The organism is Marinobacter sp. L-46 (assembly GCF_056859535.1).
This window is the reverse complement of record NZ_JBSXOP010000046.1, coordinates 44,230-63,499: the sequence shown is the minus strand read 5'-3', so window position 1 is coordinate 63,499 and position 19,270 is coordinate 44,230. Positions and strand designations below refer to the sequence as shown.

The window sequence follows — 19,270 nt, the reverse complement described above, 5'->3', positions numbered from 1 at the left end:
AGTACCGGATGACCAGCCTACTTACCAACCCGGAATTCTGGCAATACCTAAGTATTCCAGTGATCGCAGCCCTCATCGGCTGGAGCACCAACTGGCTCGCCATCAAAATGACCTTCTACCCTCTGGAGTTCATCGGCAAACCACCCCTGCTCGGCTGGCAAGGCATCATCCCCTCCAAGGCCCGGAAAATGGCCGCCATCAGCGTCGATGCCACCATCTCCAAAATCGGCACCGTACAGGAAATCTTCGAACAGATTGACCCAAAGGTACTGGCCGCCCACATCATCTACACCGTCGACCCCAGGGTAGAAGAGTATGTCGACGAACTCATGCTCAAAGAGTACCCCACCTTCTGGGAAAACCTGCCTGCCTCCGCCCGCAAAATGGTCTACGACCGGGTACGCAAGTCCACCCCGCAACTGGTCGACAACCTGGTAGAAGACGTATCCGACAACATCGAAGACCTGCTCGACATCAAAGGCATGGTCATCGAACGGCTGGCCAGCGACAAACAGCTGCTCAACCGCATTTTCCTGAAGTGTGGCGACGTAGAATTCCGCTTTATCATCAACTCCGGCCTGTACTTCGGCTTTCTGTTCGGCCTTGTACAAATGGGGGTCTGGTACCTCTACCCCGCCATCTGGGTACTGCCCCTGTTTGGCCTGCTGGTGGGCTGGGCCACCAACTGGATTGCCCTGAACGTGATCTTCCGGCCCCTTAAAGAACACAAGGTCGGCCCCCTGAAAATCCAGGGCCTGTTCCTGAAGCGCCAGCCGGAAGTGGCCGAGTCGTTCTGCCATATCGTGACCCACGAAATCCTCACCGTTGGCAATATCATCAACGCCATCATGGAAGGCCCGAAAGGCGACCGTGCCCGCAACATGGTAAAAAAACACATCAAACCGCTGGTGGATGAAACCGCAGGCATGGGCAAGGCCCTCACCCAGATGGCGTTCGGCCCGACCGGCTTTGCCACCCTGAAGAACCAGGTGGGCGAAAAGGCTATCGAAATCTCCCAGACCTCCTTCAACAACCCGGTGTTCGAGAAAGACCGGGCCCGGGCCGTGGAGTCGATCATGGTAGAGCGCATGATTGCGCTGTCGTCAGAAGAGTTTCAGGACCTGCTGCGGCCCTGTTTCCAGGAGGACGAGATCAAGCTCATCCTGGTAGGTGCCTTCCTTGGCTTTGCCGCCGGCGTGTGCCAGCTGGTGTTCGTATTCGGCGAAGCGCTTATCTGAGCAGCTCCGAAAAACTGACATCTTCACGGCCGGACGAGAGCTCCAGCAACCGCTCCGGCATCGACTGCACCGGCAAGCGCTCCACAACCCGGTCTTCATCCCGGCGCACCGCCTGCAGCACGTTACCCACGGTGATCAGGTCCAGCGCCCGCCCGGGCACCAGCTGGTCACCATTGCGGCCGGCCAGGCTCAACAGGCCGGCGCGAATCAGCTTGTCACTGATATTCCGGGTAATTTCGCCCGGCACATGCATCTGGTACTCCAGTGATTCCTGCTGTGGCGCCGGCTCACCCCGGCTGAACGGCCTGGCGACCATCCACATCAAGGCCAGGGCCACCCGCTCTTGCAGCTCCGGTGCCAGCTGCACTTCACGGCGCTTGGCCACCGAGCCCGGGTTCTGCATGTAGTACGACAAACTGGCACCGAGCAGCAGTATCATCCAGTTCAAGTAAATCCAGATCAGCAGGATAATACCCACCGCAAAGCCGGAGTAGATGGCCGCATACTTGGCAGAGCCCGCCACAAAGGACGCGAAGATCATACCCGCCGCCTGCCAGGACACACCGGCAATCAGGCCCGCCAGGAAGGCGTAGCGGAATTTCACCCGGGTGTTGGGGATGAAAATATAAACAAAGGTGAATGCGGCAACCACCAGGAAGAACGGGGTAAAGCGGCTGACAGCCACAATCAGCGAACCGAATGGCTCAACCGCCATCAGTGTCTGCATCATGTCGGACGAAAACACCGTGGCGGTAGCGCCAATGGCCGACACCATCAGCAAGGGGCCCACCATGATCACGCTCAGGTAGTTGCTGAAGCGCTGGGCCATGGAGCGCATTTCCGGCACCCGCCAGATCATGTTGAAGGAGCGCTCCACCTTCTGCACCAGCGAGATCACCGTGTACACCAGCAGGCCGAGGCCCACAGAACCCAACACCCCCACCTTGATATTATCCACAAAGCCGAGGATCCGTTCCGCCATCTCGATCCCCTGAGGGCCCATGGGCTGGAAGAACTGATAAAGGAAGGGCTCCATCTTCTGGTGCACCCCCAGCGCCTTGAGCACGGAAAAGCTCAGGGCCAGCAAAGGCACAATACTCAGCAGCGTGGTATACACCAGACTCATAGCATGCAGGGTGAGCTGGCCACTGAGTACATCCCGGATCAGCGCGTACAGCGAACGCCCGGTTTTGTACAGCCAGGTCCAGGGCCACTTCTGGGGCGGATTGGGGTTGGCAAGAATCCAGTCTTCGGCGGCCTGAAGCCGTTCTTTCAATTGAGAAGAAGCCACGCAACATCCTGCTTGTCAGTGTTTCTTCAAGCTTATCAGGCAGCTGTCAGTAAACAACCCCGAAACCCGGTATTTCGCTCACTCCCCGACAAAGTGCCGCCGCGTCCAACCCCTCAATTTATCCAGACGCTGCAACCGGGTAGCAGCATTGGTCAGCGTGGGCCGAATTGGCGCGTCTTCCGTCAGCATGCTGGCAAAGCGATGGGTCATCAGATCCCAGAACCGTTTCATTTCGGGGATGTTAGGCATGATCTCTCCCTTACGCGCAGAGCGGAAGGTATGATCTATGAACAGGTCTGCACTCAGGCTTTCTACAACACCAAGATGGGCCACGGCGCCCAGGGGTTTATCGCTGTTGACCGCATGGAGTCCGTCTTCTGTCAGCAGGTAGTCTTCCAGAAACTGGCGGGCGATCTCCTTGTTGGTGGATACCGCGCTGATACCAGCCGCCAACACACCCACAAACGGCCGCCCCGGTGAACCGTCTACCGTAGGGACATCAGCGATACCTACCCTGATGCCCGTATCCCGCAACTCACTCCAGGCCCAGGGACCGTTTATAATCATCGCCACCTCGCCTGCCTTGAACCCATTCATCATGGAACCATAATCCTCGCCCTGATTCAGCACCCCTTGCTCAAGCAACATGCGGATTCCGGCCACGGCTTCTATCGCGCCATCGGTCGCTACGCCCACATCACTCAGGTCGTAAACAAAGTCCCTGGCGCCAAAACTGTAGCCACCAGAACCGGCAAAGATTGGCCAAGAGAAGTACACATTCAGATAATCCCAGGCAATGGCACGGGCCCCCCGGGCACGCAGCTCACGATCCAGCTCAGCAACCTCCGTCAGCGTGTTCGGTGGTGTACTGACCAGATCCTTGTTGTACAACAAGCTGACCACCTCCATGGCAATGGGATAGCCATAGACCCGTTCGCCAACAGAGACCGACTGCCAGGCGAACGGCGCTATAACCTCTCGCACATGGAGAGAGGGAACGACGGGCTCCAAATGACCTTCGTTGATCCAGCTACCAAAACGGTCATGGGGCCAGATAATGATGTCCGGGGCCCGTGCCGTGAACCCATAGTGATCGTAGAGAGTGGTCAGATCTTCGGGAGTCTCTACCGTGACAGGAATGCCAGTTTCCTGCTCAAACCGTCTACCCACCTCCGCAAGGCCATTAAAGCCCTTGTCGGCATTTATCCAGATGAGCAACTCGCCACGTTCAAAGGCAGAAGCCAGAGGTGAAAACACACTGAAAGACAGCAGAACAGCCAGAATGGTTCGGATCATTGCATGTTGCCCTTTTCTTGTTATTCGGCGTTCCGAACATGTAAGCAAAGAGCATCAATGATCGCGCCATACCACGGCCAACTTTTCGGGGAGTACGCCAGGGGCGTAGCGCTATCCCCCCGGCGAAGTCGAGCAGTTCTCAGGCACCCGACGTCAGATTCCGCGCCGTAATCTCAACAATCCGTTGTCTGGCCTCACGGCTGGCCCAGGCCGAGTGCGGGGTGAGAATCAGGTTGGGAATAGCGTCTGCCAGCAGCGGGTTGCCATTGCGGGGAGGTTCTTCGGTCAGCACATCAAAGCCCGCGCCGGCAATATCGCCGTTGCGCAAGGCGTCAGCCAAAGCTACTTCATCAACCAAGCCGCCGCGGCTGGTGTTAATCAACAATGCCGAGGACTTCATCAGTTCCAGTTCCCGGGCGCCAATCATATGGCGGGTTTCTTCTGTCAGCAGGCAATGCAAGGAGAGCACGTCGGCCTGCTTCAACAGGTCATCCAACGGAACTCGTGGATAGCCGTCCACCTCTCCGGGCTCTTGGCCGGGCCGGCAGCCAAGCACGATGTTCATGCCAAACGCTTTGGCCCGTTCCGCTACACCCTGGCCCAGATCGCCGTAGCCGACAATGCCCAGCGTTTTGCCTTCCAGTTCCATAATCGGGTAGTCCATCAGGCAGAACATATCGCTTTTGGCCCACAGGCCATTGCGGGCATCCCGGTTGTAATCCAGCAGCCGGGTGGCCAGTGCCAGGATGAGTACCATGGTGTGCTGGGCCACGGTGGAACGGCCATAATTGGTGACGTTCATTACCTTGATGTCGTGGGCCCTGGCGGCCTCCAGATCGATGTTATTGAGGCCAGTTGCCACCACCGCGATGGTTTTCAGTTCAGGGCAGGCTTCAAAATGTTCGCGGTTCAGCACCACCTTGTTCACCAGCACCGTATCAAAGCCCCGAATCCGTTGAATCACCTGATCCGGCTTGGTGCGCGGGTGGCAGGTCAGTCCGCCGGTGATGTTTTCAATGGGGCTCAGATCCACATCCTCGCCCAGTGTTGCGGCATCCAGAAAAACGGCTTTCATACTTTTCTCCTGACTCATCGACCCCACAGATTAAGGTAGACTGAGGAAAATGATCAATCTCCGGGAGGCTACCCATGGAACACGAATTCTGGCACGAACGCTGGGCAAAAGACCAAATCGGCTTCCACGAAGGCACGGTTAACCAGTACCTGCATGACCACTGGCCCGAACTGGCAGGCAACGGCACCGACGCCGTGTTCGTTCCCCTGTGCGGCAAGGCCCATGACATGTGGTGGCTGCACGATCGCGGGCATCCGATTATCGGCGTGGAGTTAAGCGAGATTGCCTGCAAGGACTTTTTTGAAGAGGCGCGGGAAAAAGCCAGCGTTCACCCGGGTGAACCCTTTACCACCTTCCGCCATGACGATCTTCAAATCTGGTGTGGCGATTATTTCCAGCTGGTGCCGGACGATCTCAAGCACATTCGCCTGGTGTACGACCGCGCCGCTCTGATTGCCCTGCCGCCGGAAATGCGCAAAGGCTATGTCGACCACCTCACCGCCATCATCCCGGACGACACCAGAATCCTGCTGATCACGCTGGATTACGACAGTTCGGAAATGCAGGGCCCGCCGTTCAACGTGACCGACGACGAAGTGTTCAAGCTCTACGGCGAGGACTACGAAATCAACCACGTGCTGAAACGAGACATGGCCCGTGACAACCCGTTTGCCAAACGCCGTGGCCTGAGAAACGGCGCCACGGAAAGCGTGTTTACCCTCGCCAAGAAATAACCTTCGATCATGAGCGGCAAGCCCCTGGCTTGCCGCTCATAACATAATTTAATGAACCTAATTTGACTGCCCACTGTCCAACCCCCGAACTCTGAACTAAGCTCAGAATAAGCAGGCCGGAAACCTCCGGATAACGTATACCTGCTTAACACCATCCCATTCATTCCATTACCAGAGACACCGCCGGGACAGGCGGCGAAACAGCAACGGGGACATTGCGTGAACCTATAACAGACAAGAGTAAGCGAGGGGTTATCTATGACCATTCTGCAGCACTTCAAGGACCGGTATGAACAGACTCAGGAGGAAGAATACTCCCTTGAGGAATACCTGGAGATCTGCAAACAGGACCCAACGGCCTATGCCACCGCCGCGGAGCGGATGTTGATTGCCATCGGCGAACCAGAACTGATCGATACCTCCCGTGACCCCCGCCTGTCACGCATCTTTTCCAACAAGGTTATCAAGCGCTACCCGGAATTCGACGAGTTTTACGGCATGGAAGATGCCGTGGAAAACATCGTTTCGTTCTTCCGCCACGCGGCCCAGGGCCTGGAGGAGAAGAAACAGATTCTCTACCTGCTCGGCCCCGTTGGCGGCGGTAAATCTTCCCTGGCCGAGAAACTCAAGGCCCTGATGCAGAAGGTCCCCTTCTACGCGATCAAGGGCTCTCCGGTGAACGAAAGCCCGCTGGGCCTGTTCGACCCGGCCGAGGATGGCCCGATTCTGGAAGAGGAATACGGCATTCCGGGCCGCTACCTGAAAAACATCATGTCGCCCTGGGCGGTCAAGCGCCTGCACGAATTTGGCGGCGACATCAGCCAGTTCCGGGTGGTGAAACGCTACCCCTCGGTGCTGGACCAGATCGGTGTGTCCAAGACCGAGCCGGGTGACGACAACAACCAGGACATCTCGGCCCTGGTAGGCAAGGTCAACATCCGCATGCTGGAAGACTATTCCCAGGATGACCCGGATGCCTACAGCTTCAGCGGCGGCCTGTGCAAGGCCAACCAGGGGCTGATGGAGTTTGTAGAGATGTTCAAGGCACCAATCAAGGTGCTGCATCCGCTGCTGACCGCCACCCAGGAAGGTAACTACAACACCACTGAAGGCATGGGTTCGGTGCCTTTTGACGGCGTGATCCTGGCCCACTCCAATGAATCCGAGTGGCAGACCTTCCGCAACAACAAGCACAACGAAGCCTTCCTGGACCGGGTGTACATCGTCAAGGTGCCTTACTGTGTGCGCGTGACCGAAGAGATAGAGATCTACCGCAAACTGTTGAAGAACAGTTCTCTGGCGGGCTCCCCCTGTGCGCCGGACACCCTGGATATGCTGGCCCAGTTCTCGGTGTTGTCGCGGATCAAGGAGCCGGAAAACTCCAGCATCTTCTCCAAAATGAAGGTATACGACGGCCAGAGCATCAAGGACACCGACCCCAAGGCCAAGTCCATCCAGGAGTACCGGGATGCGGCCGGGGTGATGGAAGGCATGGACGGTCTGTCTACCCGCTTTGCCTTCAAGATCCTGTCAAAGGTATTTAATTTCGACACCACCGAGATTGCCGCCAACCCTGTTCACCTGCTCTATGTGCTGGAAAAGCAGATCGAACAGGAACAGTTCCAGCCGGAGTTGCAGGAAAAATACCTGCGCTTCATCAAGGAATACCTGGCGCCCCACTATGTCCAGTTTATCGGCAAGGAAATCCAGACGGCTTATCTGGAAAGCTACAGCGAGTACGGCCAGAACCTGTTCGACCGCTATGTCACCTATGCCGATTTCTGGATTCAGGATCAGGAGTTCCGGGACCCGGAAACCGGCGAGATTCTGGACCGTTCCTCCATCAACGATGAGCTGGAGAAAATCGAAAAACCGGCGGGCATATCCAACCCGAAGGACTTCCGCAACGAAGTGGTCAACTTTGTGCTGCGGGCCCGGGCCAACAACGGCGGCAAGAATCCGTCCTGGCTCAGCTACGAGAAGCTGCGCAGCGTGATCGAGAAGAAGATGTTCTCGAACACAGAAGACCTGTTGCCGGTGATTTCCTTCAATCCGAAGGCCAGCCAGGAAGACCAGAAGAAGCACAAGCAATTTGTGGAACGCATGGTTGACCGTGGGTACACCGAGAAACAGGTGCGCTTGCTTGCCGAATGGTATCTGCGCGTCCGGAAGTCCCACTAACGGCCAGCAGGAGCAGTTCTATGGGTATGACCCACATCGTTGACCGGCGCCTGAACGGCAAAAACAAGAGCGCAGTGAACCGGGAACGGTTCCTGCGCCGGTACCGGCACCACATCAAGAAAGCGGTGTCGGATGCCGTTCAGAAGCGCTCCATTACCGATATCGAGCGGGGCGAGAAAGTCAGCATTCCGACCCGCGACATTGAAGAACCTATATTCCACCATGGCCAGGGCGGCCGACAGGAAGTAGTGCACCCCGGAAACCAGGAATGGGTAGCTGGAGACACCATCCCCAAACCCGACGGCGGAGGCGGGCAAGGCCAGGGCCAGGGCAAAGCCAGCCCCGATGGCGAAGGCATGGACGAGTTCGCTTTTCAGATCACCCAGGAAGAGTTTCTCGACTTCCTGTTTGACGATCTGGAGCTGCCCAACCTGGTCCGCAAAAAGCTCAAGGACACCGAAGCGTTCAGTTACGTGCGCTCCGGCTTCACCACCCAGGGCGTCCCCGCCAAACTGGATGTGGTGCGTTCGTTAAGGGGGGCCCATGCCCGACGCCTGGGCCTGGGCGGCGCCCGCAAGAAGAAGATCAAGGACCTGGAAAAGCAGCTGGAAGCCCTGAAAAGCGCTCCCGATGACCTGGATCCGGCCTTCAGCCACGCTGACCAGATCAACGTACTTGAGGAGGAGATCGCCCGCCTGAAAGCCAACGTGCGGCGCATTCCGTTTATTGATGAAATCGACCTGCGCTACCGGCAGCACGTGAAGCAGCCCAAACCGGCCACCAGTGCGGTGATGTTCTGCCTGATGGACGTGTCCGGCTCGATGACCCAGATGCACAAGGACATCGCCAAGCGCTTCTTTATCCTGCTGTATCTGTTCCTGAAGAAGAACTACAAGAAAATCGATGTGGTGTTTATCCGGCACCACACCAGCGCCAAAGAGGTCGATGAAGAAGAGTTCTTCTACAGCCGGGAAACCGGCGGCACCATTGTTTCCAGCGCACTGAAACTGATGCACCGCATCATCGAAGCCCGCTATTCGCCGGCGGAATGGAACATCTACGCCGCCCAGGCCTCAGACGGCGACAACTGGAACGACGACTCCCCGGTGTGCAGCAAACTGCTCTCGGAGCGTATTCTGCCGCTGGTGCAGTACTACTCCTACATCGAGATCACCCCCCAGGACCACCAGATGCTCTGGTATGAGTACGAGAAAATCCTGGCGCAGTTCCCGCAAAGCTTTGCCATGCAGCAGATTGCAGACCCTGCTGACATTTATCCGGTATTCCGACAGTTGTTCGAGAGGAAAGCGGCATGAGCAGCCTGATTGATCGCCCGAACGCACCGGAGAGCGAACAACCCGAGGCAGGAACACCTATTTCCACCGGCTCGGAGTGGACCTTTGAGCTGATCCAGAAGTACGACGAAGAAATTGCCAAATGCGCCGCCGAATTCGGGCTGGACACCTACCCGAACCAGATTGAAGTGATTACCGCCGAGCAGATGATGGATGCCTACAGCTCTGTGGGCATGCCAGTGGGTTATCACCACTGGTCGTTCGGCAAGCAGTTCCTGCAAACCTCCAAGGGTTATCAGCGGGGCCAGATGGGCCTGGCCTATGAGATTGTGATCAACTCCAATCCCTGTATTGCCTACCTGATGGAGGAGAATACCCTGCCCATGCAGGCGCTGGTGATCGCCCACGCCAGCTACGGACACAACTCCTTCTTCAAGGGCAACTACCTGTTCCGCACCTGGACAGACGCCAGCGCCATCATCGATTACCTGGTGTTCGCCCGCCACTATGTGTCGGAGTGTGAGGAGCGCTACGGCGTGGATGCCGTGGAAGAAATTCTCGACTCCTGCCATGCCCTGATGAACTACGGCGTTGACCGCTACAAGCGCCCTGCCCCGATTTCAGCCGCAGAGGAAGCCCGCCGGCAGAAGGAGCGGGAAGAATACGAGCAGCGGCGCATCAACGATCTGTGGCGAACCATACCGAAAGCCTACGAGGATGAAGACACCGTTCACCGCCGGCCCCGTTACCCGGCAGAGCCCCAGGAAAACCTGCTGTACTTCATCGAGAAGAACGCACCACTGCTGGAAACCTGGCAGCGGGAGCTGGTTCGCATAGTGCGCAAACTTGCTCAGTACTTCTACCCACAGCGCCAGACCCAGGTGATGAACGAAGGCTGGGCCACATTCTGGCACTACACCCTGTTGCACCGGATGTACGACAAGGGCCTGGTGAATGACGGCTTCATGCTGGAGTTCCTGCAAAGCCATTCCGCGGTGGTATACCAGCCCCCGTTCAACAGCCCCTGGTATTCCGGCATCAACCCCTACACCCTGGGCTTTTCCATTTTCACCGACCTGCGGCGGATCTGCGAGAACCCCACTAATGAAGACCGCGAATGGTTTCCGGACATCGCCGGCAAAGACTGGCTGGAAACCGTGCATTTCGCCATGCGTAACTTCAAGGACGAGAGTTTTATCCAGCAGTTCCTGTCGCCCAAGGTGATGCGCGATCTCAAACTCTTCGCGATCGAAAACGACGACCAGGAAGACCACTACACCGTCACCGCCATTCACGACGACCCGGGCTACCGGGTTCTCCGGGAAAAGCTGGCCCGCCAGTACAACCTCAGTTACCGGGAGCCGAACATACAGGTGTGGAATGTGGATGTGCGCGGCGACCGCTCACTGACCCTGCATCACATCTCGGTGGACCGGGTGCCGCTGGGACAGGAAACCGACGAAGTACTCCGGCACGTGCACCGGTTGTGGGGGTTTGATGTACACCTGGAAAGCGTGGATGAGGGCCGAATCGTAGCGGCGCACCACTGCCCGCCCCGTAACGACGATGCCGCCGACGACTAAACCGGGAAAATGGCCTTGGCCCGCAACCCGCCCAGCGGCGAGGGGCCAAGGTCCAGGTTGCCGCCGTAGAGCTCCACCAGCTCTTTCACAATCGCCAGGCCAAGGCCAGAGCCGGAGCGGCTTTCATCCAGCCGGGCGCCCCGGGTGAGGGCCTGTTCAATGTCGTCGGCCGACAAGCCCGGACCATCGTCCTCGATCACCAGTTCCAATCCGTCCACACCAAGCCGGGCAGAGAAACTTACCCGGTTTTCCGCCCAGTTGATGGCATTTTCCAGAAGGTTACCGGCAATTTCCTGAAGATCCTGCTGTTCAAAGCGGACCATGCCGGAACCGTTGATATGCGGATCAAGAACCAGCCCCCGACGCCCGGCGAGTGTACCCAGGGCAGACAGTACCGGCTCCAGCGCGCCAGCCAGGTCTACACCGCCCAATGCCGCCGGCCCGGCGGCGGAAGCCCGTGCCAGGTGATGGCGCACGGCATCGTCAATCCGGGCCAGCTCGGTACGGAACGCGGTTCTTTGCTCATCCGGCAATTTGTCACTCAGGGTGGTCAGCACCGAGACCGGCGTTTTCAGCGCATGGGCCAGGTTACCGGCGGCGGTGCGACCCCGGTCAATCAGCACCTGGTCGCGCTGAAGCACCTGGTTCATGGCATCCGCCAGCTTTGCCAGTTCATCCGGCAGGTCTGTGGTCAGGGAACGGGCCCGGCCCGCTTCCATGGCGCGCAGATCCTGCTCAAGCCGCCGCAAAGGAGCCAACCCCCAGCGAATCTGAAGGCCAATCATCAGTAACAGCAAGACCCCCAGGGTAGTCAGCGATATCCCCAGCAACCGGTTAAACCGCGCCACCTGGGTATCCACTTCCGACAGGTCGGCCGCCACAGACACCGACAACCAGCCATCAAAGGCCGGTAACTGAACATCCCACTCTACCAGGCGGAGCCTCTGCTCCCGCGGCCCAGGAACGTCTACCCAGTCCGGCCCGCGGCCACTGACCTGGGGCAAGCGCTGATCCCACAACGAACGGGAGGTAATAACCTGGCCGCTGTTATCGTTTACCTGCCAGTACCATCCGGAGTACGCCCGCTCAAAGCGGGGATCACCCAGCTGCGAGCCCGGGGTCAGTTCACCGGTTTGCGGGTCGAATTCGATGCCGGCAATCACCACGTTCAGGAAGGACAGCAGGCGCTCGTCGAAGGACTGGCTCACGGTCTGCCGGAAATTCCAGGCCAGCAGGGCACCCGCCAGGGGCAAGATAACCAGCACCAGAACCAGCGCGGACACCAGCATTCGAACCGCCACCGGCCAGCGGCGCAGACGTGCAAGCATCAGGCAGGTTCCCCGCCACCACGCATCCGGTAACCCTGCCCGCGTACGGTTTCGATGGCATCGGCACCGAGTTTGCGCCGTAACCGGCTCACCTGCACATCGATCACATTGGAATCCGGCTCCTGGTCGCCGTCATAGACATGCTCGGACAACTCGGTTCGGGAAACAATTCTGGGCGCCGCATGGATCAGGTGTGATAACAGCCGGAACTCCTGGGCCGTCAAAGACACCGGCATGCCGGAACGGGTAACCTGCCCTGCGTGGGTATCAAGCGCTATGTCACCCACGGTAATCACCGGGTGCGCATGGCCATGGGCCCGGCGCACAAGGGCCCGCAGGCGGAACAGGATTTCGGCAGTTTCAAAGGGTTTGGTGACATAGTCATCGGCACCGGCGGAAAAACCGGCCGCTTTGTCAGACCACCGTTCCCGGGCAGTCAGAATCAACACCGGCAAATCAATGCCCCGTGCCCGCCAGCCGGCCAACCACTGGCTACCGTTACCATCGGGCAAGCCGAGATCGAGCACCACCGCATCGTAGCGCTCGGTACTCACCAGGAAATCTGCGCTGCGGCCGTCTCCGGCCACTTCCACCAGCAACCCGGCCTCCCGCAGGGCGCCGGCCAGGCCTTGTGCCAGTGCGGTGTCGTCTTCAACAAGGAGAATCTTCATCGTCGCTCCATGCCCCGGATATTCCGGCCCTCAATCTCCAGAACCTCGCCAGTCCGGGCGTTCACCTCAAACTCCACCACCTGACCCTGGGGGCCCAGCAGTTCGATCTCATAAATAATCTCACCGTCGTCTTTCTCGATATCCACATCAATCACATCCCCGACCCAGTCCCGGGCCAGGCTGTCGAGAATCTCGCTCAGGGGTTTGATGCGGCCGGCTTCCACCTCATGGTGCAGGCGACGCCAGTCATCGTCATCGTCGGCGCAGGCGACCTGCGCAAAGGGCACGGTACCCGCGACAAGCAGCGCCAGCAGGAACGCCCGAACCACCCGGCGGGAAAACCGGTCTGCGGGCAATAAGGGTGGAGAAAAACGGTCTTTGTCCATGCTCATTATGGTGACAAAAGTCAGATGAACGAATCATGAATGAGCCTATCACGATGCTGAAAGCCCTGCCCCGTTAATCTGGCCCCAGGCTGGTAGCCAACAGGGCAGAACCGGCAGGTTTCAAAACACAGAGAAACAAGGAGCACACCATGAAAAAGACCCTTACCATCGTATTGATCAGCGGCCTTGTCGCAGCCCCCGCAGCCTTTGCCAGGGGCAGCTTTGAAGACGCCGAACGCATGATGCAGGTTGGCAGTGACTACGGCATCACCCACTTCCAGAGCATCGAGTTTGACGATGACCGGGCCGATGACATCGAGATCGAGGGCTGGATGGGCCAGGACTGGTTTGTGGAACTGGACCTGAACGGCAACGGCGACATCGAGCGGGAACAGCGCCGCAAGCCCAAAGGCAATTCGTATGGCCTGACCGCGCAGGAAGTCCAGGTCTTTCTGGATGCCGCCCGCGGGCAGGGCATGGAAACCATCGAAGAGCTGAAAATCAAGCGTAACGGCGACATCGAGGTAGAAGGCAACGATGACAGCGGCCGGGAGCTGGAAGTGGACTTCCGTACCGGCAGCCTGGAACCGGTGAAAGTCGAGCGGGACGACTAAACCGAACCTTGAAAGCGCCTCTAGCCACCCTGCTCACCGGCCAGATAGCAGGGTGACTGGACAATCGTCTTACCACCTCGGTTTTTGATCGTTTGCGGGCCGCTTAGCCAGTATACTTGCAGGCAACAACCATAAATTGGACGACTGGCGGAGAACACAACGGAATGAAACGGCTCGCAACACTGGACGCCTCCTGGCTGGCTGTGGAATCTGAAGACACCCCGATGCATGTGGGCACCCTGCAGATTTTTTCATTGCCGGAAGGCGCACCGGAAACCTTCCTGCGGGACATGGTTGCCCGCATGAAAGACGCCGGTGATGTAGCACCACCCTGGGGTTACAAGCTGGCCTGGTCTGGTTTTCTCGGACGACTGCTTGCCCCGGCCTGGAAGGTCGACAAGGATATCGACCTCGACTACCACGTACGCCACTCTGCCCTGCCCCGCCCGGGCGGCGAACGGGAGCTGGGTATCCTGGTGTCGCGCCTGCATTCCAATCCGCTGGATTTCTCCCGCCCCCTGTGGGAATGCCACGTAATTGAAGGGCTGGAGAACAACCGCTTTGCCCTGTACACCAAGATGCACCATTCCATGATTGATGGCATCAGCGGCGTGCGCCTGATGCAACGGGTGCTGACCACCGATCCGGACCGGGTCAATATGCCGCCGCCCTGGACCGTGCGCCCGGAGCGGCGCCGTGGCAGTAAAACCGACCCGGAGGCGAGCGTGCCTGCTGCTGTTTCCCAGGCCATGGATGCCCTGAAACTGCAGGCCGACATGGCGCCACGCCTGTGGCAGGCCGGCAACCGCCTGGTGCATTCGGTTCGCCACCCGGAAGATGGCCTGACCGCACCGTTTACCGGCCCGGTCTCTATCCTGAACCACCGGGTTACCGGCCAGCGTCGCTTTGCCACCCAGCATTACCAGCTGGACCGCCTGAAAGCCCTGGCCCAGGCGTCCGGCGGCTCCCTGAACGATATTGTGCTGTACCTGTGCGGCACCGCACTGCGACGGTTCCTGCTGGAGCAGGACAGTGTGCCCGCCATCCCCCTGACCGCGGGCATTCCCGTCAATATCCGCCCGGCGGATGACGAAGGTACCGGTACCCAGATCAGCTTCATGATTGCCTCCCTGGCTACCAACGAGGCAGACCCGCTGAACCGCTTGCAGCAGATCAAGGCTTCTACCCGCCGGGCCAAGGAACACCTGCAAAAGCTGCCCAAGAGCGCATTGACCCAGTACACCATGCTGCTGATGTCACCCTATATTCTGCAGCTTATGTCGGGGCTGGGCGGCCGCATGCGGCCGGTGTTCAACGTGACCATCTCGAACGTGCCGGGGCCGGAAAACACCCTGTACTACGAGGGCGCAAAGCTCGAAGCCATGTTCCCGGTCTCGCTGATTGCCCACGGCGGCGCCCTCAACATCACCTGCCTGAGCTATGCCGGCTCGCTGAACTTCGGGTACACCGGTTGCCGGGACACCCTGCCGAGCATGCAGAAGCTGGCGGTGTACACCGGAGAGGCACTGGATGAACTGGAAAGCCTGGTGCTGCCGCCCAGGCCGAAGAAGCCGCGGTCAACGGCAAAGAAGAAAAAGCCTGAGGCCTGATTAAAACATGAGGCCCGCTTACAGTGCGGTGCCGGATTCACTCTGCCAGTGTCCGGCACCCACGAAGATCATCTGCAGAAAGCGGGAAGTGCGCTTGCGTACCTGGCCAACCTGGTAATCATCATCCGCAGCGATACTGAGCAGGTCCGTCAGGCTGAAGGCAACGGTACGAACCACCAGGTCACAGGTCATATCCAGGTCGGCATCACTCAGGTGCTGCATCAACCGCAACCGCCGCAGGTCGTTTGCCAGCTCGCTGGCGAAGAACCGCATTTCACTGCGAATCCCCTCCTGAACGGCCCGGCTCTCCCCCGCCAGCCCCTGGGCCATAAACATGAAAAAACTGCGATTGGCCTGGGCATGGGCTACAAATATACCCACGGACTCCTCGATCAGCTTGTCTGCCTGCAATACATTCCCCCTGGCCTCACGCATCATCCGGCGTAACACCAGCCCCAGCTCGTCCACCAGCTGCAGGCCCAGGTCGTCCATGCTCCGGAAGTGGCGATAAAATGATGTAGGCACCACCCCCGCCTGACGAGTCACCTCCCGGATACCCAGGCTGGCAAAATGCCGCCCCTTACCCACCAGCTCCAGGGCTGCACTCATCAGTTTTTCCCGGGTTTCTCCCGGCCTGCGCCGTTGTTTGTCCGCCATCTTTTACTCATACCGCGTTTATCAGGTTCACAAGTGTACACATTAGACCGTAGAAAAACCCTTCCAACTTGTCATTTCGAGCCAACACTCCGGGCAGGTAATTGTTGAAAGTCAAACTTGTGTGTACAGTCGTACACATTAGTGAACACTTGTACACATAGACCCGTACAAGGCACCCGACAAACACGGAGAACGAACATGCTGGCACGACTGACACAAACCAAGGCATTGCACTGGCTTGGCCGGCAATTACTGAACCGGGACGACCCCGCGGCGTGGCTGGACCCCCTCGCGGGTGCCATCAACCCGATGTGGGTACAGGAGTACACACCAGCCCGGGTAGAACGCATTATGGCCGAAACCGCCGACACCAAAACCTTCGTACTCAAGCCCGCCAGCCGGTGGACCGGCTTCGAGGCCGGGCAGCATGTGAACATCTGTACCGAGATCGACGGTATTCGGCGCACCCGCACCTTCAGCCTGTCCAGCTCACCGGAGCTGTGGCACAAACAGGGCCTGATTACCCTGACCATTAAACGCCTGCCGGGCGGCCTGGTTACCAACTGGCTGCACGACTCCCTGAGCGAAGGCGATATCCTCGGCCTGGCCGATGCCTTCGGGGAGTTCCTGGTTCCGCCGCCCGCCAAACCCGTGCTGTTTATCGCCGGCGGCAGCGGCATTACCCCGGTTCTCAGCCAGCTGGAAACCATGGCCGCCAGCCACTACCCGGCGCCGGTTACCCTGCTGTATTTCGTGCGCACCGGTAACGACATTATTGGCCGGGAAAAACTGGAGGTCATCGCCGCCCGTTATCCCGGGCTGACCCTGAACATCATTGCCACCCATGAAGGCAAGGAACCCCGCTTCCTCTGCGATGCAGACCTGGAAGCGATTGACGGGCTGAAGGAACGCGAAGCCTACCTGTGCGGCCCGAAAGGTCTGATGGACCTTGCGACGGAATTGCTGCAGCAGCGTGGCCTGGCCGAATCGCAGATGCACAGCACGTTTTTTGCACCCCCTGCCCCGGCCGCCCTGGATAACGACCAGCGGGGTGGTGAGGTCAGCTTTACCCGCAGCAGCGTGAATGTGGGCTCCGAAGGCGATGCCAACCTGCTGGAAATTGCCGAAGCTGCAGGCCTCAAGCCCCGTTACGGCTGCCGCATGGGCATCTGCCACCAGTGCAGCTGCCGCAAGACCAGCGGCACCGTGGTTAACCGTTTGACCGGCAAGGTATCCGGCCCCGGCGAAGAAAGCGTCCAGCTTTGTGTTTCCGTGCCCCGCGGGCCGGTTCAGATAGACGTATAACCCAAAATTTTTGCGTTGCGGCCGGAGCGCCGCATGGAGAAAGCATTATGAAAAAGCTTAGCGAAGAACAACTGAACGGCCTCCAGCAAGACCTGGATGCCATCCGCGATGAAGTGCTGGCTGATCTGGGCGAGCGGGATGCCACCTACATCCGCAAGATTATCCGCCTGCACCGCACTCTGGAAGTGGGTGGCCGGGTGATGATGCCTTTTGGCTTCATACCGCCGGTCTTTGTAGCGGCCACCGCCAGCCTGGGTATCGCCAAGATCCTGGAAAACATGGAAATCGGCCATAACGTGATGCACGGCCAGTACGACTGGATGAACGACCCGGCCCTGAATTCCCAGACCTACGAATGGGACACCGTGTGCACCAGCGAATCCTGGCGCCAGACCCACAACTACGAGCACCACACCTACACCAACATCATCGGCAAGGACCGGGATTACGGCTATGCCGTGCTGCGCTTGGGCGATGATGTGAAGTGGCACCCGGGGCACCTGCTGCAGTTCGTGAACTACATCCTGCTGACGGTACTGTTCCAGTGGGGTGTGGGCGTGCATGAACTGGAGAGCGAGAAAATTCGCCGGGGTGAGTTGCGCTGGCGCGACAAGCTGCCGTTCCTGAAGGACCTCGCCCGCAAGGGTGGCCGCCAGGCCTTCAAGGATTATGTCTTCTTCCCGCTGCTGACCCTGCCCGTGGCCCCGATTGTGCTGGCCGGTAACGTGGGCGCCAACCTGATCCGGAACATCTGGGCATCCACGGTTATCTTCTGCGGGCACTTCACCCAGGATGCGGAAACCTTTACCGAGGAAGAGTGCGAAGGCGAGAGCAAGGGCCACTGGTACCTGCGTCAGCTGAGTGGCTCATCCAACTTTACCGGCGGCAAGTGGCTGCATGTGCTGAGCGGTCATCTGAGTTACCAGGTGGAACACCACGTATTCCCGGACCTGCCGGCCCACCGTTACCCGGAGATTTCCGCGAAGGTACAGGAAGTGTGCAAGAAGTATGACATTCCCTATAACACCGGCAGCTTTGCCAAACAGTACGGCACCGTGCTGAGCCGGATAGCCCGATTCTCCCTGCCGGATGCGGTCAGAACCCGCCTGGAACAGTGGGGAAGTGGCCAGCTTCAGGCAATCTGAAGCAGGCGAACCAACTGTGGCCGGTGCTGATCGCGGATCACATCGGCCAGGGTGTATTTATCGAGCACATCCAGGAACGCATTCAAGGCCTCACTGAACATGTGCTTGAGGCCGCACACCGGGGTAATCTTGCAGGCATTGTTGGAGGACAGGCATTCCACAATACTCAGATCCTGCTCGGTTTCCCGCACCAGGATTCCCACATTGATTTCGTCCGGGGACATGTGCAGGCGCATGCCGCCTTTCTTGCCGCGTACAGTCTCTATGTAGCCTTTCTTGTTCAGCTGGTGCACCACCTTCATCAGGTGGTTCTTGGAAATTTCGTAGCTGTCGGCGATTTCCTGGATAGTTGCCAGCCGGTCACCCTGTTCGGCCAGATAGATCAGAACCCGGAGTGAATAGTCTGTGTAACGGGTGATATGCATTTAATGCTCCAAGGGGCCGTGCGGTTCAGCAGGACGGCCGGCTTATCAAGTAAGCGGCGATTGCCGAAAGACACAGGCCGGAAATTGTCAGTACCAGCAGGGGCGAGCCGAGCGCCAGCAGCATAGTCCAGCTCAGAACCATCATTCCCAGGGCCAGCAGTTTCGCTTTCAGGGGGATGGCTCGCCGTTCCCGCCACTGTTCAATGGCAGGGCCAAACGCCGGGTGCTGCTCCAGCCACAGGGCAAACGCCGGCGACCCTTTGCTGGCAAAAAAGGCGGCCAACAACACAAAGGGCGTGGTCGGAAGCAGAGGCAACACTACGCCAGCTAACCCGAGCAATGCCGAGATATACGCAAGAATCCGGAAACCGGTTTTGTTTGGCTGTGCGGCCATCATGCGGGCCTCGTGACCGTTCATACCTGTATCCATTCTACC

The 19,270-nt window shown here is 58.7% G+C and carries 18 protein-coding genes; 9 read left to right on the top strand and 9 right to left on the bottom strand.

Annotated elements, in window-relative coordinates; genetic code table 11:
* Nucleotides 1–8: 8 nt before the first annotated feature.
* Complete coding sequence (locus AC13DJ_RS05580; protein WP_474541233.1) at nucleotides 9–1,238, top strand: DUF445 domain-containing protein; 1,230 nt, start codon at nucleotides 9–11, stop codon at nucleotides 1,236–1,238.
* Here the strand turns inward: AC13DJ_RS05580 and AC13DJ_RS05575 are convergent.
* The 3 genes from AC13DJ_RS05575 to AC13DJ_RS05565 form a co-directional block, all read right to left on the bottom strand.
* On the bottom strand, nucleotides 1,231–2,529 hold the full coding sequence (locus tag AC13DJ_RS05575; protein ID WP_288370251.1) for a YihY/virulence factor BrkB family protein: 1,299 nt from the start codon (nucleotides 2,527–2,529) through the stop codon (nucleotides 1,231–1,233). The two genes, AC13DJ_RS05580 and AC13DJ_RS05575, sit on opposite strands and share 8 nt — an antisense overlap.
* Before the next feature lie 78 nt (nucleotides 2,530–2,607).
* Nucleotides 2,608–3,825, bottom strand: coding sequence for a maltose/maltodextrin ABC transporter substrate-binding protein MalE (malE, locus tag AC13DJ_RS05570; RefSeq protein WP_482933349.1), 1,218 nt, complete (start codon nucleotides 3,823–3,825; stop codon nucleotides 2,608–2,610).
* A gap of 139 nt (nucleotides 3,826–3,964) precedes the next feature.
* A complete protein-coding gene (locus AC13DJ_RS05565; protein ID WP_482933350.1) occupies nucleotides 3,965–4,900 on the bottom strand; it encodes a D-2-hydroxyacid dehydrogenase in 936 nt (311 codons plus the stop codon).
* Nucleotides 4,901–4,974: 74 nt separating this feature from the next.
* On the opposite strand from AC13DJ_RS05565, the gene tmpT reads away from it, so the two are divergent.
* The 4 genes from tmpT to AC13DJ_RS05545 all read left to right on the top strand — a co-directional run bounded on the left by tmpT (nucleotide 4,975) and on the right by AC13DJ_RS05545 (nucleotide 10,693).
* Entirely contained in the window at nucleotides 4,975–5,634 is a 660-nt protein-coding gene (tmpT, locus tag AC13DJ_RS05560; RefSeq protein WP_224849490.1) for a thiopurine S-methyltransferase, read from the top strand.
* 258 nt (nucleotides 5,635–5,892) lie between these two features.
* Entirely contained in the window at nucleotides 5,893–7,815 is a 1,923-nt protein-coding gene (locus tag AC13DJ_RS05555; RefSeq protein WP_482933351.1) for a PrkA family serine protein kinase, read from the top strand.
* Nucleotides 7,816–7,841: 26 nt separating this feature from the next.
* Nucleotides 7,842–9,131, top strand: coding sequence for a YeaH/YhbH family protein (locus AC13DJ_RS05550; RefSeq protein ID WP_482933364.1), 1,290 nt, complete (start codon nucleotides 7,842–7,844; stop codon nucleotides 9,129–9,131).
* Nucleotides 9,128–10,693: a SpoVR family protein gene (locus AC13DJ_RS05545; protein ID WP_482933352.1), complete on the top strand. Its 1,566-nt coding sequence runs from the start codon at nucleotides 9,128–9,130 to the stop codon at nucleotides 10,691–10,693. Before AC13DJ_RS05550 ends, AC13DJ_RS05545 begins: the two co-directional genes overlap by 4 nt.
* Here AC13DJ_RS05545 and AC13DJ_RS05540 read toward each other — a convergent pair.
* Genes AC13DJ_RS05540 through AC13DJ_RS05530 form a run of 3 tightly spaced genes read right to left on the bottom strand, consistent with a single transcriptional unit; the run spans nucleotide 10,690 to nucleotide 13,084 of the window.
* Complete coding sequence (locus tag AC13DJ_RS05540) at nucleotides 10,690–12,021, bottom strand: sensor histidine kinase (RefSeq protein ID WP_482933353.1); 1,332 nt, start codon at nucleotides 12,019–12,021, stop codon at nucleotides 10,690–10,692. The genes AC13DJ_RS05545 and AC13DJ_RS05540 overlap by 4 nt on opposite strands.
* On the bottom strand, nucleotides 12,021–12,692 hold the full coding sequence (locus AC13DJ_RS05535; protein WP_286815712.1) for a winged helix-turn-helix domain-containing protein: 672 nt from the start codon (nucleotides 12,690–12,692) through the stop codon (nucleotides 12,021–12,023). Before AC13DJ_RS05535 ends, AC13DJ_RS05540 begins: the two co-directional genes overlap by 1 nt.
* Entirely contained in the window at nucleotides 12,689–13,084 is a 396-nt protein-coding gene (locus AC13DJ_RS05530) for a PepSY domain-containing protein (RefSeq protein ID WP_474544220.1), read from the bottom strand. The genes AC13DJ_RS05535 and AC13DJ_RS05530 overlap by 4 nt, the downstream gene beginning before the upstream one ends.
* 143 nt (nucleotides 13,085–13,227) lie before the next feature.
* Here AC13DJ_RS05530 and AC13DJ_RS05525 point away from each other — a divergent pair, with 143 nt between their 5' ends.
* Nucleotides 13,228–13,692 carry a hypothetical protein gene (locus tag AC13DJ_RS05525; protein WP_474544218.1) on the top strand — a complete coding sequence of 155 codons (465 nt, stop codon included), beginning with the start codon at nucleotides 13,228–13,230 and terminating at the stop codon, nucleotides 13,690–13,692.
* Between the two features lie 164 nt (nucleotides 13,693–13,856).
* A complete protein-coding gene (locus tag AC13DJ_RS05520; RefSeq protein ID WP_199456620.1) occupies nucleotides 13,857–15,302 on the top strand; it encodes a WS/DGAT/MGAT family O-acyltransferase in 1,446 nt (481 codons plus the stop codon).
* Between the two features lie 18 nt (nucleotides 15,303–15,320).
* On the opposite strand, the gene AC13DJ_RS05515 is transcribed toward AC13DJ_RS05520, so the two are convergent.
* Nucleotides 15,321–15,959: a TetR family transcriptional regulator gene (locus tag AC13DJ_RS05515; RefSeq protein ID WP_058341661.1), complete on the bottom strand. Its 639-nt coding sequence runs from the start codon at nucleotides 15,957–15,959 to the stop codon at nucleotides 15,321–15,323.
* Between the two features lie 198 nt (nucleotides 15,960–16,157).
* Between AC13DJ_RS05515 and AC13DJ_RS05510 the strand changes: the two genes are divergently transcribed.
* Complete coding sequence (locus tag AC13DJ_RS05510) at nucleotides 16,158–17,264, top strand: ferredoxin reductase (protein ID WP_474540292.1); 1,107 nt, start codon at nucleotides 16,158–16,160, stop codon at nucleotides 17,262–17,264.
* Between the two features lie 47 nt (nucleotides 17,265–17,311).
* The gene (locus AC13DJ_RS05505; RefSeq protein ID WP_482933354.1) at nucleotides 17,312–18,409 is read left to right on the top strand and encodes a fatty acid desaturase family protein; all 1,098 of its coding nucleotides are present in this window, start codon (nucleotides 17,312–17,314) and stop codon (nucleotides 18,407–18,409) included.
* On the opposite strand, the gene AC13DJ_RS05500 is transcribed toward AC13DJ_RS05505, so the two are convergent.
* Entirely contained in the window at nucleotides 18,397–18,834 is a 438-nt protein-coding gene (locus tag AC13DJ_RS05500; protein ID WP_022987876.1) for an RrF2 family transcriptional regulator, read from the bottom strand. The genes AC13DJ_RS05505 and AC13DJ_RS05500 overlap by 13 nt on opposite strands.
* 25 nt (nucleotides 18,835–18,859) lie before the next feature.
* A complete protein-coding gene (locus tag AC13DJ_RS05495; RefSeq protein WP_094623724.1) occupies nucleotides 18,860–19,252 on the bottom strand; it encodes a YbaN family protein in 393 nt (130 codons plus the stop codon).
* Between the last annotated feature and the right edge of the window lie 18 nt (nucleotides 19,253–19,270).

What these genes read in the sequence shown, in the direction of transcription:
- AC13DJ_RS05535 (WP_286815712.1), bottom strand. Translation starts at nt 12,692, where the DNA reads ATGAAGATTCTCCTTGTTGAAGACGACACCGCACTGGCACAAGGCCTG.
- AC13DJ_RS05510 (WP_474540292.1), top strand. Translation starts at nt 16,158, where the DNA reads ATGCTGGCACGACTGACACAAACCAAGGCATTGCACTGGCTTGGCCGG.
- AC13DJ_RS05550 (WP_482933364.1), top strand. Translation starts at nt 7,842, where the DNA reads ATGACCCACATCGTTGACCGGCGCCTGAACGGCAAAAACAAGAGCGCA.
- AC13DJ_RS05530 (WP_474544220.1), bottom strand. Translation starts at nt 13,084, where the DNA reads ATGAGCATGGACAAAGACCGTTTTTCTCCACCCTTATTGCCCGCAGAC.
- tmpT (WP_224849490.1), top strand. Translation starts at nt 4,975, where the DNA reads ATGGAACACGAATTCTGGCACGAACGCTGGGCAAAAGACCAAATCGGC.
- AC13DJ_RS05500 (WP_022987876.1), bottom strand. Translation starts at nt 18,834, where the DNA reads ATGCATATCACCCGTTACACAGACTATTCACTCCGGGTTCTGATCTAT.
- AC13DJ_RS05555 (WP_482933351.1), top strand. Translation starts at nt 5,893, where the DNA reads ATGACCATTCTGCAGCACTTCAAGGACCGGTATGAACAGACTCAGGAG.
- malE (WP_482933349.1), bottom strand. Translation starts at nt 3,825, where the DNA reads ATGATCCGAACCATTCTGGCTGTTCTGCTGTCTTTCAGTGTGTTTTCA.
- AC13DJ_RS05565 (WP_482933350.1), bottom strand. Translation starts at nt 4,900, where the DNA reads ATGAAAGCCGTTTTTCTGGATGCCGCAACACTGGGCGAGGATGTGGAT.
- AC13DJ_RS05505 (WP_482933354.1), top strand. Translation starts at nt 17,312, where the DNA reads ATGAAAAAGCTTAGCGAAGAACAACTGAACGGCCTCCAGCAAGACCTG.
- AC13DJ_RS05515 (WP_058341661.1), bottom strand. Translation starts at nt 15,959, where the DNA reads ATGGCGGACAAACAACGGCGCAGGCCGGGAGAAACCCGGGAAAAACTG.
- AC13DJ_RS05520 (WP_199456620.1), top strand. Translation starts at nt 13,857, where the DNA reads ATGAAACGGCTCGCAACACTGGACGCCTCCTGGCTGGCTGTGGAATCT.
- AC13DJ_RS05540 (WP_482933353.1), bottom strand. Translation starts at nt 12,021, where the DNA reads ATGCTTGCACGTCTGCGCCGCTGGCCGGTGGCGGTTCGAATGCTGGTG.
- AC13DJ_RS05580 (WP_474541233.1), top strand. Translation starts at nt 9, where the DNA reads ATGACCAGCCTACTTACCAACCCGGAATTCTGGCAATACCTAAGTATT.
- AC13DJ_RS05495 (WP_094623724.1), bottom strand. Translation starts at nt 19,252, where the DNA reads ATGAACGGTCACGAGGCCCGCATGATGGCCGCACAGCCAAACAAAACC.
- AC13DJ_RS05525 (WP_474544218.1), top strand. Translation starts at nt 13,228, where the DNA reads ATGAAAAAGACCCTTACCATCGTATTGATCAGCGGCCTTGTCGCAGCC.
- AC13DJ_RS05545 (WP_482933352.1), top strand. Translation starts at nt 9,128, where the DNA reads ATGAGCAGCCTGATTGATCGCCCGAACGCACCGGAGAGCGAACAACCC.